Origin of the sequence: Chloroflexus sp., from assembly GCF_034434295.1 — a bacterium.
Lineage (GTDB): Bacteria > Chloroflexota > Chloroflexia > Chloroflexales > Chloroflexaceae > Chloroflexus.
The window spans coordinates 1-15,611 of sequence record NZ_DAOTZQ010000010.1 but is presented as its reverse complement, the minus strand read 5'-3'; the positions used below and the strand labels follow the sequence as shown (position 1 = coordinate 15,611).

The 15,611-nt window shown below is 55.2% G+C and carries 14 protein-coding genes and 1 pseudogene; 10 read left to right on the top strand and 5 right to left on the bottom strand.

Features of this window, described 5'->3' with window-relative positions; translation table 11 throughout:
- Positions 1-99 precede the first annotated feature (99 nt).
- The 3 genes and pseudogenes from VAE57_RS02175 to VAE57_RS02165 all read right to left on the bottom strand — a co-directional run bounded on the left by VAE57_RS02175 (position 100) and on the right by VAE57_RS02165 (position 3,238).
- Entirely contained in the window at positions 100-1,302 is a 1,203-nt protein-coding gene (locus VAE57_RS02175; protein ID WP_322820275.1) for a site-specific DNA-methyltransferase, read from the bottom strand.
- Positions 1,303-1,313: 11 nt separating this feature from the next.
- Positions 1,314-1,934: pseudogene (locus VAE57_RS02170) on the bottom strand (ApaLI family restriction endonuclease).
- 368 nt (positions 1,935-2,302) lie between these two features.
- The gene (locus VAE57_RS02165) at positions 2,303-3,238 is read right to left on the bottom strand and encodes a prohibitin family protein (protein WP_322820274.1); all 936 of its coding nucleotides are present in this window, start codon (positions 3,236-3,238) and stop codon (positions 2,303-2,305) included.
- Between the two features lie 251 nt (positions 3,239-3,489).
- Here VAE57_RS02165 and VAE57_RS02160 point away from each other — a divergent pair, with 251 nt between their 5' ends.
- The 10 genes from VAE57_RS02160 to thpR all read left to right on the top strand — a co-directional run bounded on the left by VAE57_RS02160 (position 3,490) and on the right by thpR (position 12,734).
- Positions 3,490-3,711, top strand: coding sequence for a DUF2905 domain-containing protein (locus VAE57_RS02160; RefSeq protein ID WP_322820273.1), 222 nt, complete (start codon positions 3,490-3,492; stop codon positions 3,709-3,711).
- A gap of 20 nt (positions 3,712-3,731) precedes the next feature.
- Entirely contained in the window at positions 3,732-4,913 is a 1,182-nt protein-coding gene (locus tag VAE57_RS02155; RefSeq protein ID WP_322820272.1) for a VLRF1 family aeRF1-type release factor, read from the top strand.
- Between the two features lie 112 nt (positions 4,914-5,025).
- The gene (locus VAE57_RS02150) at positions 5,026-5,955 is read left to right on the top strand and encodes a DnaJ C-terminal domain-containing protein (protein WP_322820271.1); all 930 of its coding nucleotides are present in this window, start codon (positions 5,026-5,028) and stop codon (positions 5,953-5,955) included.
- Between the two features lie 141 nt (positions 5,956-6,096).
- Complete coding sequence (locus tag VAE57_RS02145) at positions 6,097-7,287, top strand: S1C family serine protease (protein ID WP_322820270.1); 1,191 nt, start codon at positions 6,097-6,099, stop codon at positions 7,285-7,287.
- An 18-nt stretch (positions 7,288-7,305) separates the two neighbouring features.
- Positions 7,306-7,623 carry a chaperone modulator CbpM gene (locus VAE57_RS02140; protein WP_012256213.1) on the top strand — a complete coding sequence of 106 codons (318 nt, stop codon included), beginning with the start codon at positions 7,306-7,308 and terminating at the stop codon, positions 7,621-7,623.
- Positions 7,624-7,744: 121 nt separating this feature from the next.
- Complete coding sequence (locus tag VAE57_RS02135) at positions 7,745-8,005, top strand: hypothetical protein (RefSeq protein ID WP_322820269.1); 261 nt, start codon at positions 7,745-7,747, stop codon at positions 8,003-8,005.
- 18 nt (positions 8,006-8,023) lie between these two features.
- The gene (locus tag VAE57_RS02130; protein WP_322820268.1) at positions 8,024-8,431 is read left to right on the top strand and encodes an Hsp20/alpha crystallin family protein; all 408 of its coding nucleotides are present in this window, start codon (positions 8,024-8,026) and stop codon (positions 8,429-8,431) included.
- Entirely contained in the window at positions 8,428-10,800 is a 2,373-nt protein-coding gene (lon, locus tag VAE57_RS02125; RefSeq protein ID WP_322820267.1) for an endopeptidase La, read from the top strand. The genes VAE57_RS02130 and lon overlap by 4 nt, the downstream gene beginning before the upstream one ends.
- 372 nt (positions 10,801-11,172) lie before the next feature.
- Positions 11,173-11,955: a DsbA family protein gene (locus tag VAE57_RS02120; RefSeq protein WP_322820266.1), complete on the top strand. Its 783-nt coding sequence runs from the start codon at positions 11,173-11,175 to the stop codon at positions 11,953-11,955.
- Between the two features lie 206 nt (positions 11,956-12,161).
- Positions 12,162-12,734, top strand: a complete 573-nt coding sequence (thpR, locus tag VAE57_RS02115; protein ID WP_322820265.1) for an RNA 2',3'-cyclic phosphodiesterase — start codon at positions 12,162-12,164, stop codon at positions 12,732-12,734.
- A gap of 217 nt (positions 12,735-12,951) precedes the next feature.
- On the opposite strand, the gene VAE57_RS02110 is transcribed toward thpR, so the two are convergent.
- Together VAE57_RS02110 and VAE57_RS02105 are read right to left on the bottom strand one after the other, a co-directional pair.
- Entirely contained in the window at positions 12,952-13,242 is a 291-nt protein-coding gene (locus VAE57_RS02110) for a hypothetical protein (protein WP_322820264.1), read from the bottom strand.
- Between the two features lie 10 nt (positions 13,243-13,252).
- A complete protein-coding gene (locus tag VAE57_RS02105; protein WP_322820263.1) occupies positions 13,253-14,986 on the bottom strand; it encodes a hypothetical protein in 1,734 nt (577 codons plus the stop codon).
- Positions 14,987-15,611 lie beyond the last annotated feature (625 nt).

Here is a 15,611-nt window from a genome sequence, read left to right as displayed (position 1 = left end):
CTGCCGCGTTGTGTTGCAGCAGTCTTCCACAAACCGTGATCGACAATTTATTAGCGGCCAATGCTTTCGATAGAAACGTAGTTTCGATAGGAATGTACGCTATGGAACTACGGTTTTCTTACGATACTTCCGTTTATGAAGCCAGGAACGGATAGGAAGATCGTAAGCATCTATAATCAAGACATCATCATCTTCTGTTTCAAAAAGACATAGATTGTTCTCAGCCCTTGTTCTAATTAAAATCATCGATGAGCATTGTCTTGCTCTACTCGCAGCTTTCAACTTTTGCCTGGCAGTTGCAATATCCTCATCATCTTTTTGAATTCGTACAGGTATGGGCTGATCATCTATAAACAAAAATCCATCTATACCGCTGTTCCTTTCGACGGGAACGGCATCAAGTGCCTTCAACAGGTTTCGTTCGTAGTCAGACTTCATCCGAAACCCTTCCTCGCCAACAACGAGCAACTGTGACTCGCTTTTGATAGGCTGGCGTAATCGTTCTTCCGACAGGGAAACCGCATCTCGCGATATATCAATGCCAATATATGTTCGTCCGAGTAACTTTGCCGCAACGAGTGTTGTACCACTACCGCAGAAAGGGTCTAGGACGCTGTCCCCACTGTCGGTTGCGATTTTGATGATTCGCTCCAACAACAAAACAGGCTTCTGCGTAGGATAGCCAACTCGTTCCTTTGCTTTTGGGTTTAGGAACGGGATATACCAGACATCAGAAAGCGGAACTCCTTTTTTCTCCTTACCTGTAACAATGTTACCGTGTTGATCACGACGGTATACCGACTTCCCTTGCTCATTCCGCGCTCTTGCCTGTAAAATCTGATCAATGTTTGTGGTTGGTGAATAGTCAGTAAAAAGAACATTAAACTTAAAGTTCTCTGTCTTACTGTAGAAATATATTGTCTGATGAGCAGGGAGAAGACCTTTTTTTGAGTTTGACCATCGCCGATATGTCCAGATAATCTCGCTTTGAAAGTGTTCTGGTCCAAATATCTGATCAAGAAGTACGCGAAGATGATGAGATGCTGACCGATCACAGTGAACAAAGATGCTACCAGTATCCTTAAGCACACGTTTGCACTGTAACAAAACCTCTCTCATAAAGGAAAGATATGTTTCGATAGAGTCCCAGGTGTCTTCAAATGAATACGATGCAGTACCATCGCGTTTGACAAGGGCATGATTTTTTTGTGAAAAAAATGGCGGATCCATATACACAAGATCAATGCTGTCATCACTTATACTTTGTAAAACAATTCTACAGTCCCCACAAAGTACTGTCATATTCACTCCTTTCATTGCATATCGTTTGCAATGTTGACCAGAATCGCTTTTAAATCAATACCTGTTCTGGTTTTTACATATTCCCAGGCGTCGTCTCCGGTATAACATGCTCCTCCAATACCCTGATACACAGTTTTTATTGTCTCTTGTATTCTTTTGGCCTGATCTCGATTAGGGTAGAAGAACATAACTCTAACTGGATAAAGACCATGATCTTTGATAACCCTTATCCGTGCATGTTCTTTGATAATATGATCACCATCGGTGGTAGCATCACGCCATTTGATCTCTATAGTCTCCCTATCTATCAGGCAATCTATATGAAACTGTCGTGGACGCTGCCCAGACCTATTCTCTACTTGCGCACGTCTCGCATGAGGGAAGCGTTCTTTGAAGCAGAGAAAGGTAGCTTCTTCCAGAAATGCACCAGCATATTTTTAAAGAAATCGTCCTTTATTTTGATACAGATCGATTAATCTTCCTTCGTTATCTTGTATTCCTAGAACTTTGTATATCAAATGGTGTGATTGATCGTCGCTTTCTAATTCTTTGATGCGAATTTCGATCTTGTGTTGTAGCTCTTGAGCATACTTTGATACTAATGAACGAATTTTGTCTGTAACACTTTCCATATACCTGTGCCCTTACGGTGTATCTGTGAGGTCAGCATTCATATTATAGAGCAAATTGATCATCGGCCAGGCAGTATGGGTGTCTGCACTGGCTTTTATCAGGTGTGCCGGGAATATACGGTACCCTTCCGCTATCGTCTCGGTTGTGAGGACGCAGGGGTTGCTATTCAAAATGGACTGTAAATGTTCATTGGTCGGTGCTAGCAGGATGTATGGCTTAATAGGTTAAGTTCCAGTGAGAGGTGCTTCTTAAGGAGATAATATGCTCGATGTGACACATTGCTGCTTTTACCTCCAGCCGCTTTTCGCAATAAGCGGCTGGAGGAGCAAGATTATATCCTGGTCCAAACGAACGGCTACGCACGCTCCTACTCACCACCCGCCGTTCCCGCCGGTTGTTCGCTGTTCGGGGGTGTTGGTTGAGCGGTTGGTGTTTCACCGAGCATACCGTCGGTGGGAATGCTCAACATGGTCAGCAAGCCGTTGTCACCACTCACCAGACGGGGGAGGATGCCGTCCCAGCGTTCGATGAAGCGCAATTGGAGCAGTTGTGGGCTAACGACTTCCCCCAGCAACCGCAGCGACTCAGCTTCGGCGCGGGCGATTTCCAGGCGTGCCTTGGCTTCAGCTTCGGCACGGGCAACCTGTTGCTGCGCCTCAATCCGTGCCCGCTCAAGTTCGCGTGCGGCGCGTAGGGCATCTTGTTCGGCGACCTGCTTGGCTTCGATGGCACGGGCAAATTCAGGGCTGAAATTGAAGTCGGTGATTGAAACACTCTCGACAATCACACCGCGTGGGGTCAGCCGTTCACTCAAGATGTTCAGGATCAAGTCCGATACTTCCGGGCGGCGAGTGATCAGCTCTTCAGCAGTGAAACGAGCAGTTGCCGCCTTGAGCGCTTCCTGAATGGCCGGATCGACAACCCGGCGCTCGTAATCTACACCGATCTCGCGCACCAGTCGATCAACCTGCGAAGCGTCGGGACGATAGTTGATGACAACCTGGGTGGTCACGGTCTGAAGATCGCGCGAGGCAGCACTTGAGTTCGACTCGTAGCGCTGAGTACGGACTTCAACCACTGTGACTGAGGTGATGAAAGGAGTGCGGAAATGCAGTCCTTCGTCAAGTATGCCGGTGATCTCGCCGAACGTCTTTAGCACGCCGCGGGTACCGGCTTCAATGGTGGTCACTGAGTTGCTAACCACAAAGATGGCAATCATGGCCAGGATCACAATCCCGACCGCTGCTGACATTGACCATCCGCGCATATTTGGGGCAGGAAATGGTTGACGATTCTGATTCATCGTTTTGCTCCTTCTATATATCATCCAATCATCGATTGTCAGACCGTTGATTGACAGGCTACATATCTCTATAATGGCAGTATACCTGATCTGGATGGTACGTGAGTGGGGATTAATTCCACATCTTTGCCCTGTCAATCAGCTCTCTAATACATTATTAGCACCTCGTTGACCGGTGACTAATATCGATCCATCATAATACTGAAGCAGAAATCATAGGGACGTCGCTACGTCCACCTTGAGGTGAGGCTATGACCGAGCTTGGACGCTGGTTGATTGGTGCTGGTGTCATGTTGGTTGTGATCGGGCTGGTCGTGCTGGCTGCCGGCCGTTTGCCCTGGTTGGGCCGCCTTCCCGGTGATATCCTGATCGAGCGTGATAATCTGACGATTTTCATCCCGCTTGGCACGATGCTGGTGGTGAGTCTGATATTGACTGTCATCGCCAATCTGATTGCCCGCTGGTGGCGATGATGGTCGGAAAGGAAGCGCTTATGATTGATCGGGAAGCAGTACAGCAGATACGGGCTGAGCTGGGAGCATTACAGCCGCCAGTCCTGTCGTTGTACGTTGAGGTTGATCCAATCCAGCCCGAAAATGAGCGGCGCGCCTGGGTGTTGCGCACACGTAATGCCGTGAAAGCTCTGGCAGTGCCGGCTGAGGTTGAGCAAGTGGTGCTTGCAGCCCTTGAGGCGGAAATCGCTCCGGAAGCACGCACGCTGGCTCTGTTCGCTGCCGCACCTGCAACCGAGCGCAAGAGTGCAACCGTAGCGATGACGAAGGTGCCACTCCATATCACGCTACCTTTAATCGACATAACGAACGGGAGGGTAGAGGCACGTTGGGGTGAACCGTACATTGCGCCTTTGATTTACGCTCTTGATCAATACGAGCGCACCGCAGTTGTCTGGTTACGCGGTGAAGGCTGGCGTTTCTTTGAGGTATTCCTGGGTGAGATCGTTGAGCATACTGACGTGTTCCGAAGCGTTGAAGCCGATCTCTGGCAGCAGGTTACTCAGTTTGACCCCCGCCGACTGCGGGATGAGCTGCGGGCACAGGCGATGGGTAATCGTGATCGGTTTGCCCGGCGCATGGAGAATATTGCGGCACGTTATCTGCGACGGCTGGCCGAACTAACCGAACGCGCCCTTGATCATCTCCGGATTCGCCGGCTGGTTTTGCTCGGTCGCGAAGAGGCAACCAAACAGTTTGCCGATCTGTTACCGCGTTCTGTTCGGCAGATGGTTGTTGCACATGTAGCCGATTTGCCGCATCCCGATGCGTCACCAGCCCACGTACTGGCAAAGGTGCTGCCGGTGTTGGAGCAGGTCGAGCAGAGCCATGAACAGGCATTGCTGGAACAGGTGACGCGCCAACCCGGTGTATGGGGGATTGATCCAACGCTCAATGCATTGCAAGAGGGCAGGTTGAGCGTGCTGATTGCTCCCTGGCAGCTCGATGCTCAGGTCTGGATGGCGCCTGATGGGTTGCTGGCCGGGAGTCGTGAGCAAATTGCGACCCTGGTTCCCGATGGCGAAGCACAGCCGGTTGCATTGCGTGATGTTCTGGTTGATGCCTGTGCCGCATTTGCGACGCGGCTGGAATTTGTGTCTGGCCCTGCCCAGGAGCACCTGTCTCGCGATTTCGGCGGTCTGGCAGGATTGTTGCGCTGGTAAGTTGCCGGCTCACTATCCCGGCATGGTGTAGCGGTCATTATTATTGCGCGCTACACCTGATTACCGGTGTTATCCTACGATCACAACATCATCGTACGGTGATGAGAAGACTATGGAATTCAAAGATTACTATGCCATCTTAGGACTTAGCCCGGATGCCGACGAACAGGCCATCAAGCAAGCCTATCGCAAGCTGGCCCGTCAATATCATCCTGACGTCAATCCGGGCGATAAGAAGGCCGAAGAGCGGTTCAAAGAGATAAATGAGGCGTATCAGGCGCTGAGCGATCCCGAACGGCGGCGCAAGTATGATGAATTGCGTTCGTATTATCAGCGCTGGCAACGCAGCGGTGGCCGCGGCGATTTCAACTGGAGTCAGTGGCAGGCTGCACCCGGCCAGCAGGTCTATACCTACAATGTCTCGCCGGAAGACCTTGAGGACCTGTTTGGCGCCGATAGCCCATTCTCTGATTTCTTCAGTTCAATTTTCGGTCAGCCCCAGTTCCGGCGTGCGAGTCGGGCGGCTCGCGGACGCGATCTTGAGGCGTCGGTAACCGTTTCACTCGAAGAGGCCTTCTCAGGCACAACCCGCTCGCTGCAGGTCGGTGACCGCCGGATTGAAGCCCGTATCCCACGCGGTGTGCGCACGGGTACCCGTGTGCGGTTGAGTGGTCAGGGGGCACCCGGTATTGGCGGCGGCCCGGACGGCGATCTCTATCTGGTCGTTGAGGTGGCACCGCATCCGCAATTCGAGCGTGACGGTGATGATCTGACAACAACCATTGCGGTCGATGCCTTCACTGCGGCAGTAGGTGGTGAAGTGCGGGTGTCGACGATTGACGGTGCGGTGACGCTGAAGATTCCGCCCCGCACGCAGGCAGATCGTGTGTTCCGTCTACGTGGCAAAGGAATGCCGCGCCTGGAGAATCCCGCCGAGCGCGGTGATCTCTTTGCCCGCGTGAAGCTGGTGTTGCCGGAGCCGTTGAGTGACGCGGAGCTGGCTACGTTGCGTGAATTGGTGCGGAAACGCCAGCGCTGGTGAGAGATACACCACAGAGGCACCGAGAGCACAGAGATTGCCAGCGATACATCAGGTAGCAATGTGGGTAACATATCCTCTGTGTCCTCTGTGTCTCGGTGGTGAGAAATGCACCACATTAAAGCTACTCATTGCGAGGTGATTATGGAGCGTCAATCTGGACGCAGTCGCTGGATCGTTCTTTTTATCGAGCTGGCCCTGCTTGTCGTAATTGCCGGCGCTTTTGTCTGGACAGCATTTACCGGCAATCGTCGGGCGACCGCCGTCGTTGCCCCGTCTCCTACACCGGTTGTATTGCCGGCGCCGACGGTCGTACCATTCACCGCCACCGACCTGGAGGCTCAGATCGCTGCCGTCTATCGCGAAGCTGGTGCCAGTGTGGTGAATATTACCAGTCGCTCGATCAGTTACGATTTCTTCTTCAACCCGGTACCACGGCAGGGTAGTGGTTCGGGCTTTTTCTACGATGACCATGGACATATCGTTACCAACTATCACGTGATCGCCGATGCTGACGAACTACAGGTGATGCTGGCCGATGGTCAGACGGTGCCGGCCCGAATTGTTGGCAGCGATCCGTCGAACGATCTGGCCGTGATCAAGGTTGATTTGCCGACAGCAACAATTCGTCCGCTGCCAATTGGCGACTCAACTCAGATCTATGTGGGTCAATTTGTGCTGGCTATCGGTAATCCGTTCGGGTTGGAGCGTACTCTAACCTTTGGTATCGTCAGTGCGCTGGGCCGAGTGATTGAGAGTCCCAACCAGCGCTTTATCGGCGAAGTGATTCAATCTGATGTTGCGATCAACCCCGGTAACTCCGGTGGCCCGCTCCTCGATCTCTCCGGTCGGGTGATCGGTGTTAACTCGGCGATTCTCAGTCCGAGCGGGGCAAATGCCGGGATCGGTTTTGCCATCTCGGCCCGGACTGTCCAGCGGGTTGTTCCCGTCCTGATCCGTGAGGGACGCTATCCGCATCCGTCACTGGGTGTGCGTGTGATCGAGTTAACCCCACAACGGGCTAGTCTGTTCGAGCGAGCCGGTATGCAGTTGCCGGTAGCGCAGGGGCTGCTGATCACAGAGCTGATCACAAACGGGCCGGCGGCCCAGGCTGGATTACGCGGCCCTGATCGTCTTGTGCGGGTAGGTAATTTAAACCTGCCGGTCGGCGGCGATGTCATCGTTGCCGTCAATGATCGGCCCATCACGACCAGTCAAGACCTGCTCGTCTATCTTGAGACCGAGACACAGGTAGGCGAAACGGTGCAGGTCAAGGTCATTCGTGATGGTCGTGAGCAGGTGGTGCCGGTAGCGCTGGCTGAATTGCAATTCTAAGCTAAGGAGACACCGCCTATGCTTGTGCGACGGATGAGTTTAGAGGAGCTAGCTGTAGCAGTTGGTCTGCCGGTGCCGGTCTTGCAATACCTGACCGACATGGGGTACATTCATCCCGTGCCCGAATTACCGGCAGCCGAGTTTGCTGAGTTACGCCTGATCCGCCGCCTGATCAATGATCTGGAGGTGCCATCAGAGGCGGTTGACATCATTTTGCACATGCGCCGACGAATGCTGGAGATGCAGCGTGAAATTGCCCGGTTACGGGCAGAACTGGCGTATCGGCGTGCGTTTGAACATAGTCGCAACTGGATCGATGCTGAGTGGTACGAGTAGCGTCATCAAGCGAACACCATGGCGTCTGGTGGTGCGAAGTGCCGGCTCGTGAGGGTGTGTTGCGGTGTGGAGGTGAGTCTGGCCATATAGCATAATTTAGATCACAAATAGGAGGTGCGTTATGCCCATCTATTCGATAGATTTTCGTCCTTTCGATTACCTGACCGCCGAACTATCGGCGCTCTGGTGGTTTTACCTGTCGCAGGGATTTGCCCTGATCGCGCTGGGTGTGGCGGTGATTATCTGGCCGGAGCTGCTGGCCTTCCTCGCCGCTACCTTTTTCATCGCGATTGGGATGGTCTTGCTGGTGTTGGGTTGGCGGGTACGACAGGTCAAACGTCGTTATGAACTGTTCAAGCGCTCGTTTATCATCGAGGCGTAGTAGAAAAGGACGTGAGCAATGAGTGATTCTTCGTACATTCGTATTCTGCGTACCCGACTGCCTTACGTCCAGTTTGATACGCGACCCTGGACGCCACCGCTCAACGTGTTCGAGACCGACCGGGAGATGATTCTGGTTATTGAGCTGGCCGGGGTTGATCCGGCGACCTTGCAGATCGAAGCCTATCCCGAACTGGTCAGGATCGCTGGTGTCCGGCAGCTCACGCTGCCGACCGGCCTGCGCCGTCTGCACCGGATGGAGATTGCGGCCGGTGTGTTTCAACTTGAGGTGCCATTTGAACGATTGATCGATCCCGAACAGACCAGTGCTCGCTCGGTGCACGGGTTGCTTGAGATTCGCCTGCCCTTTGCCGGACGCGCACTACGCCAGGTCGTTATTCCAGTGCTGGAGGGAGAACAATCGTGAATGATCCAACCCCAATGCAACGTCCGCCCATGCCAGAGATACCGGACGTCTTGCCGGTATTGCCGATTAACAACGCGATCCTGTTCCCCGGCATGTTTTTGCCGCTGGTGGTGAGTGGTGAAGCCTGGGTACGGCTGGTTGACGAGGCAGCACTCTCAACCAAGATCATCGGCGTCTTCCGCCGCATTCAGTCCGGCACCGAGTTTGAGCCGGAGATGCTGGCCCAGACCGGCACGGCAGCCTTAATTGTACGGATGATGCGCCTGCCCCAGGGTGGTGTGCAACTGTTGTTGCAAGGGCAGGCCCGGATTAAGGTGCAGCGGTGGGTGACCGTCAAACCATACCCCCAGGCGCATGTCACGGTCGCTCTCGATCCGGTTGATGTTTCGATGGAGACCACCGGCCTGGCGCGAGCGGTACTGGCTGGTTTCCAGCAGATCGTTGAGCAAAGCCCGAATCTGCCCGATGAACTGGCGATTGCTGCCGCGAATGCTCCCCATCCGGGCATGCTGGCCGATCTGATCGCGGCCAACCTGAATCTGAATCTCGATGATCAGCAGAAGGTTCTTGACACGTTTGATGTGCATGAGCGGCTGCAACTGGTGTTGCGCCTGCTTGAGCGTGAGCGCGAAATTCTGTTAATTGGCCGCAAAGCCCAGGAAGAGGTCTCGAAGAACCAGCGCGAATACGTGTTGCGGCAACAGCTCGAAGCCATCAAGCGCGAGCTAGGCGAAACCGACGATCACGCCGCTGAAATTGCCGAGTTGCGACGGCGCATCGAAGAGGCAAACCTACCGGCTGAAGCCCGTCAGGAAGCAGAGCGCGAGCTGTCGCGCCTTGAACGGATGCCCCCTGGCGCAGCCGAATACACCGTTGCCCGCACCTACCTCGACTGGCTGCTCGATCTGCCGTGGCACACCAGTACCGAGGACAATCTCGATATTAGCCAGGCCCGGCAGGTGCTTGATGAAGATCACTACGATCTCGAACGCATCAAGGAGCGGATTGTCGAGTATCTGGCGGTGCGCAAATTACGCCGCGAAGAAGGTGCCGACAGCGAAGCGCACGGTCCGATCCTCTGCTTTATCGGCCCGCCCGGCGTGGGCAAGACGAGTCTGGGTGCGTCAATTGCCAGGGCGTTAGGGCGTAAGTTTGTCCGGGTTGCCCTCGGTGGTGTGCGTGACGAAGCCGAAATTCGTGGTCACCGTCGCACCTACATCGGTGCCCTACCCGGTCGGATTATTCAGGGATTGAGTCGGGCCAAGAGCAACAATCCGGTGCTGCTGCTCGATGAAGTGGATAAGCTCAGCATCGGTTTTCAGGGCGATCCGGCGGCGGCATTGCTCGAAGTGCTCGATCCTGAACAGAATGTCGCGTTCGTTGATCGTTATCTGGATGTACCGTTTGATCTGAGTAAAGTACTCTTTGTTTGTACGGCCAACCGGGCTGATACCATTCCGCCGGCGTTGCTCGACCGGATGGAACTGCTGGAACTTGCCGGTTACACCGAACAAGAAAAACTGGAAATTGCCCGTCGCTATCTCATCCCGCGCCAACGCCGTGAACAGGGCATGACAAATCGCGGGCCAGCGTTGACCACAGCCGCTTTGCAGCGTCTCATTCGCGAGTATACCCATGAAGCCGGTGTTCGTGATCTGGAACGGCGGATTGGGGCTATCTATCGCAAGATGACGACCCGTCTGGCCTCGGAGCAGACGTTACCCGATCAGGTTGATGCGGCTGATCTCGACGACCTGCTGGGGCCGCCGCGCTTCCGCAGCGAGACCATCCTCGGCGACAATGAAGTGGGGGTGGTTACCGGGCTGGCCTGGACACCGACCGGCGGTGACGTGCTCTTCGTTGAGGTGAGTGTCATTCCGGGTAATGGTCAGCTCATCCTGACCGGTCAGTTGGGTGATGTGATGAAAGAATCGGCGCGAGCCGCCCTGACCTACGCCCGTTCGCGTACATCCGCTCTGGGTGTCGATCCAGAGGTCTTCCAGAAGAGTGACATTCACATTCACGTGCCGGCTGGTGCCGTCCCGAAAGATGGCCCATCGGCAGGCATCACCATCGCCAGTGCGCTCATCTCGGCGTTGACCAAACGCGAAGTTGACAAACGGATCGCGATGACCGGTGAAGTGACCCTCCGCGGTAAGATATTGCCTATCGGCGGCGTCAAAGAAAAGCTACTTGCCGCACAGCGGGCCGGTGTGCGCAAAGTGCTGCTCCCCACCGAAAACGAGATCGACCTTCGCGATGTGCCTGCCGAAACGAAGGAGCAGTTGGAGATTGTGCTGGTCAAGCACATGGACGAGGTACTGCACGAACTGGGTCTGGAAATTGCCCCGCAACCGGTGAGTGAGTAATCGAGCGACACGCTGGTGGATTGGCGTCGGCGTAGGGGCGACGCATGTGTCGCCCCTATACCTGTCATCGAATTTGATATGATGTCCAGCCTGAAGCCCGTGTTACCGGGGAACGACTCTGTATTACCGGCCACGTCATACCATCCGGCAAAGGGCTGTATCCCCTGTATGAGCAATCTGTCGGGTCAGATGCAGTCACGATAATTGCTTAAGATGTGGCTTACCCGATACACGATAGGGGGAGCAGCCAGTTCCTATGGACGTGCTACGTCACGCCTCACGGTAGCAACCCAGGTTATGCCCATTCTCTGTGTCCTCCGTGTCTCTGTGGTGACAAAGGTAGCAACTTGAGTTGAAAGATAGGTTCTGCGCATGCATGTTCGTCTCCTGGTGCTAATACTGTTGCTCTCGCTGACAGCCTGTACCGCAGCGACACCGGTGCCGTCGCCTACAGCCATTCTTCGCCTACCTACAGTCACACCCGAACAATTGTCGCAAAGCACACCGACCCCACGCATCATTCGCCTGAGCGAATCCCCTTTACCCGTATTCACCCCGACACCAATCCCAACGCCGGTTATCTCTGCGGCCGGCATCACCACCGCCAATATGGCGCAGCTTGGCATCAGTGCCGAACCGTATGCAATCCTGGGCGATCCCAACGCACCGGTGACCATCATCGAATTTACCGATTTTGGCTGTACCTTCTGCCGTCGCCACCACTTGCTCACCTTCCCTGCCTTGCGGGAAGAATTCATTTCCAGCGGCCAGGTCTTCTACGTGGTCAGACAGCTCCCGGTCACCAGCCCGCAGGGTGATCAGGCGGCGTTGGCTGCGCTATGTGCCGGCGAACAGGGCAAATACTGGGAGATGCACGACCAGCTCTTCGCCGCCGGCGATGCCTGGTACAGCGATACTACCACTGCCCGCAAGCGGATCATCGCGATAGCGACCGATCTCGGTCTGGATAGTGCCGCCTTGCAAAGCTGTATGGAACACCCGGCGACCCAGGCGACGCTGGCCCGCCACGTGAGCGAAGCGCATGCCTTACGTGTATTCGGTACGCCGACCTTTTTCATTAACAATCAGCTTTTTGCTGGTGCCCAACCGATTGCACGCTGGCGTGATGTGTTGGGGGAGGGAAGGGGAAGGTAGGAAATAGGAAATAAGAAGATAGGAGGCAGGAGGGAGGCATCTCCCTCAACATATCTACCTGACACTCGCTCCTCACCCTAATGCCTGTTTCCTATCCCCTAATGCCTAATTCTAATCTCCTATTTTCTATTTCCTATTTTCTATCTTCTCAGTTACACTTGTCATGCAAACAGGCAAAGATGATCTGAACGTAAAGCGTGTTCCGTATGTCGCAAAACCCACCTGCTGAACCAACCCTCCGCCTCTTCATCGCGCTCGAACTGCCACAGACAGTACGCGATGAGCTGAAGCGCATTCAACTGCGTTTACAAGGTCACAGCCGGGCCGCACGCTGGGCAGACCCGGCCGGGATGCACCTGACCCTACACTTTCTCGGCGAAACGCCGGAGCGCCTGGTTGAACCATTGCTAACCGGTTTGCGGTCGGTATCGGCGCCTGCCCTTTCGCTCACCCTCGACCGCCTGGGCTGTTTTCCGGCCAACGGCACCTTGCGCGTAGTCTGGATTGGCCTGCGTGGCGATCTGGCAGCGCTTGCCACCCTGCACCGGTCACTCGCTACAGTCATCCGCTCGCTCGGCCTACCGACCGACACGCGGCCTTTTGCACCCCACATCACTCTGGCTCGTGCGCGACCCAACGCTACACCCGCCGATCTGCGTGCCCTGCGCACCGCATTGGACACCGTTGCTCCGCAAATGCTGACCTGGCAGAGCGATCCGCCGCGCCTCTTCCGCAGCCAGTTGACCCCACGTGGCGCGGTGTATACGGTGTTGGGATAACGATTCCGGACACGTCCGATATACCGGCGGTATAGGATGCGTAGTGGCTTGTGGCCGGTGGTCGCCACATGGGAGATGGTTGCTACCGGTCACGCCGGTGCCTCCCGATAAACGCATATCTGATGCGATCATCAGGCGTATCGGGAGACACCAGCGGCAGCGTGTGCTGCGCATCGTACTGCGGCATGGTACAGCACAGCGCACGCCACGTTCGCGCTTACGGACTATCACGCATTATCAACGGCGTCCAGACCTGATACGTCACCGCCGCACCACCCCAGAATCCACCACTCAATGTATAGCTGCCGCCACTCAGTACACCGGCATCGGTCTGCCCGACCGTACCGCCTAGCGAGTAACTCCCGCCGGTGCTGACCGTATACCCGCCACCATCTACCGTCCACCAGTTCAGGTTGTAAGGGCCGCCGGAAGAGGCCAGGGCAAGCGCAGATAGCAGCAGAAGAAGCGGAATCAGGCCAGGAACGAGAAGTCTACGGATACGTCGCATTGTCTACCTCCTACTGAAGCACGACCAGCATCCGAATAACACCTGTGCCATCATCCAGCCCTTCCAGCGCCTTACCGATGACCGTTCCTTGCGGTGGGTTGGTGCCGGCGCGCATCGCGTGACCAGGTGTCGCCGAGGCAACCAGCAGATCGCCAGGTTGGATAGGGCCGTTCTCCGTGCTCACCTTAACCGGTACGATCCCCACTACTGCCAGCGGGATATGGCCTTCCAGGTTGCCATCTACCGGCTGACCACCGATAAAACCCGGTCGGGTTGAGTAGACCCCAACAACAGTAGCCTGATAGGGTTGCGTGCTGCTGGCCAGCTTGCCATCTGCACCGATGACAAGCACATCCCCTGGTTCCAGACCAGAAACAGCGGGCAGCATCTCGGCAAAATCGGCGGCAGGCGTGCTAAAGCCTACATCGGATTGCGCCTGACCGGTCGATGTCACCCGGAACAATTTATTGGTTTCTGCATTGTTCACGGCAGTGATAAAGTCGCCGGTCCCCGTATTACTCCCCTGCAAGTACAGGACATTCCCACTTTGTGCATTGTAGAAATGGGCGGTGTGGAACCCGCTATTGTTGGTGAAGTAGGCTGCCATTCCCTGACTGGTGTTGGTATTATTCACCCGCAACGCAGCCTTATTGCGGCCATTGCCATTCCCCTCAGCGTAGAGGGCGATTCCATCGCTTGTGTTTTCAAAATACCCACCGTAGCCGTCGCTGCTGATACTCTTGCCAACTACGCCGTAGGTGGTGCCGCTCGTGGCAGTAGCTACACCACGCACGCCGCTGCCGGAGGTGCTGGTGCTCTCACCAACTACGCCGTAGGTGGTGCCGCTCGTGGCAGTGGTATGACCATACACACCAACGCCGGATACACTCGTTCCATAGACACCCCATCCACCACCGTCATGTGATCCCCACACCCCGATCCCGGTTCCTCCAGTACCTTCATTCAATCCACGCACCGCGATGGAGATGGCCCCAGGAAGGGAGGAAAATGGTACCTCTCCCAGAATGGCCACCGCATCATTACTGGTAGAGTTCGTGACGCCGTGAATACCGGGTGTCGAACCTGATGATGCCTGGTGAATGCCGTAGACACCTGTACCGTTCGGACTGTTGCTCTTACCATAGATACCGTAGGTGGTGCCGCTGTTGGCAGCAGCGTAGCCCATGACACCTGCAGCGCCAGAACTGGTGCTGTCGGTCCTAACGAAGACACCGTAACCGAACCCACCTGCGGCTGTATTTTGTACCAACAAGCTGGCATCTATAACCGACCCAATGACCTGCGCCCCTGGCCATAGCCCCAATGCATACGGCGCTGCTATCAGGGCTTGCCGTGGGGAAAGGGTAGTATAGCCGCTATCGCCACTGCACTGCACGGCGATCTGCAGCCAGCGCGCATCGCCGGTAAACACGCCGGTGCCAAAATCCAGTGTGACTGTAAACAGGCCGTTACTGACGGTTACGCCGGTCTGGGTAAGGGTGCTCTCGATCTGCGAGCCGCCACTGACCGCATCCCACAGACTAAACTGGAAATTACAGGTACCGGTGAAGGGACTATCATTCTTCTGAAGCTGGCCCTGGTAGGTGAAAGCCGTGCCGAGGGGAGCAGCCTGAACAGAGCCGATCATCAGGATAACGCTCCAGAGAAGCACACCTGCGATACTGATGAGCCTACGACGAGTCGGTTGCCGTCCTGCGAGGAAATGTCCACGATGGTTGTTCATACGTCTCTCTTTCTGTGCTGTTGTGTAAGGAAGATTGCGTACAGGAACAGCAACCGAATACCCTGATAACAGTTGCCCCATCTCCTGCCAGCTTTCTTCGTGCCGACGACAATGCGAACGTTCTGGTACTGACGAGCGGGTTTGGCGAAGAATTGGTTCGTCATCACCTCCCTTTGAGACGTGCTTCCATACCCATTGTTCGTATCGTGTGCTCCGACCGGCATCGTGCGCAAATCATGTCGAACGGTGTGGGCACGATCATAGTCGCTGTGGCAGCGGGTGTGACACACGCAGCAATCCATCCGGCCGGTTGTGGTGATTTGTATCCACAGTGCAGCAGGAGAACACTTTTCCCAATGGTATATAGTATAATGAACGGCCTGCCACAAACAATACCGAAATGAACAGGCAGGCGGGGTGATCAATCTCCGTGTCTTTCCCATGCGCCTCTATCCCGGCATTGCGTAGGTTGGCTTGCGTACAAGTGGCACCGGATATGCAGGTGCTGTCGCGATAGTTGCCAATCCGGTGCGGTGCATACGGTGCTGTGGCAGGTTTGAGAAAGCGGGTGCCATTCTGTACCGATAGTTCCCGCCCCCAGCGGGGGCGGGTGAGGGTGGGGGCG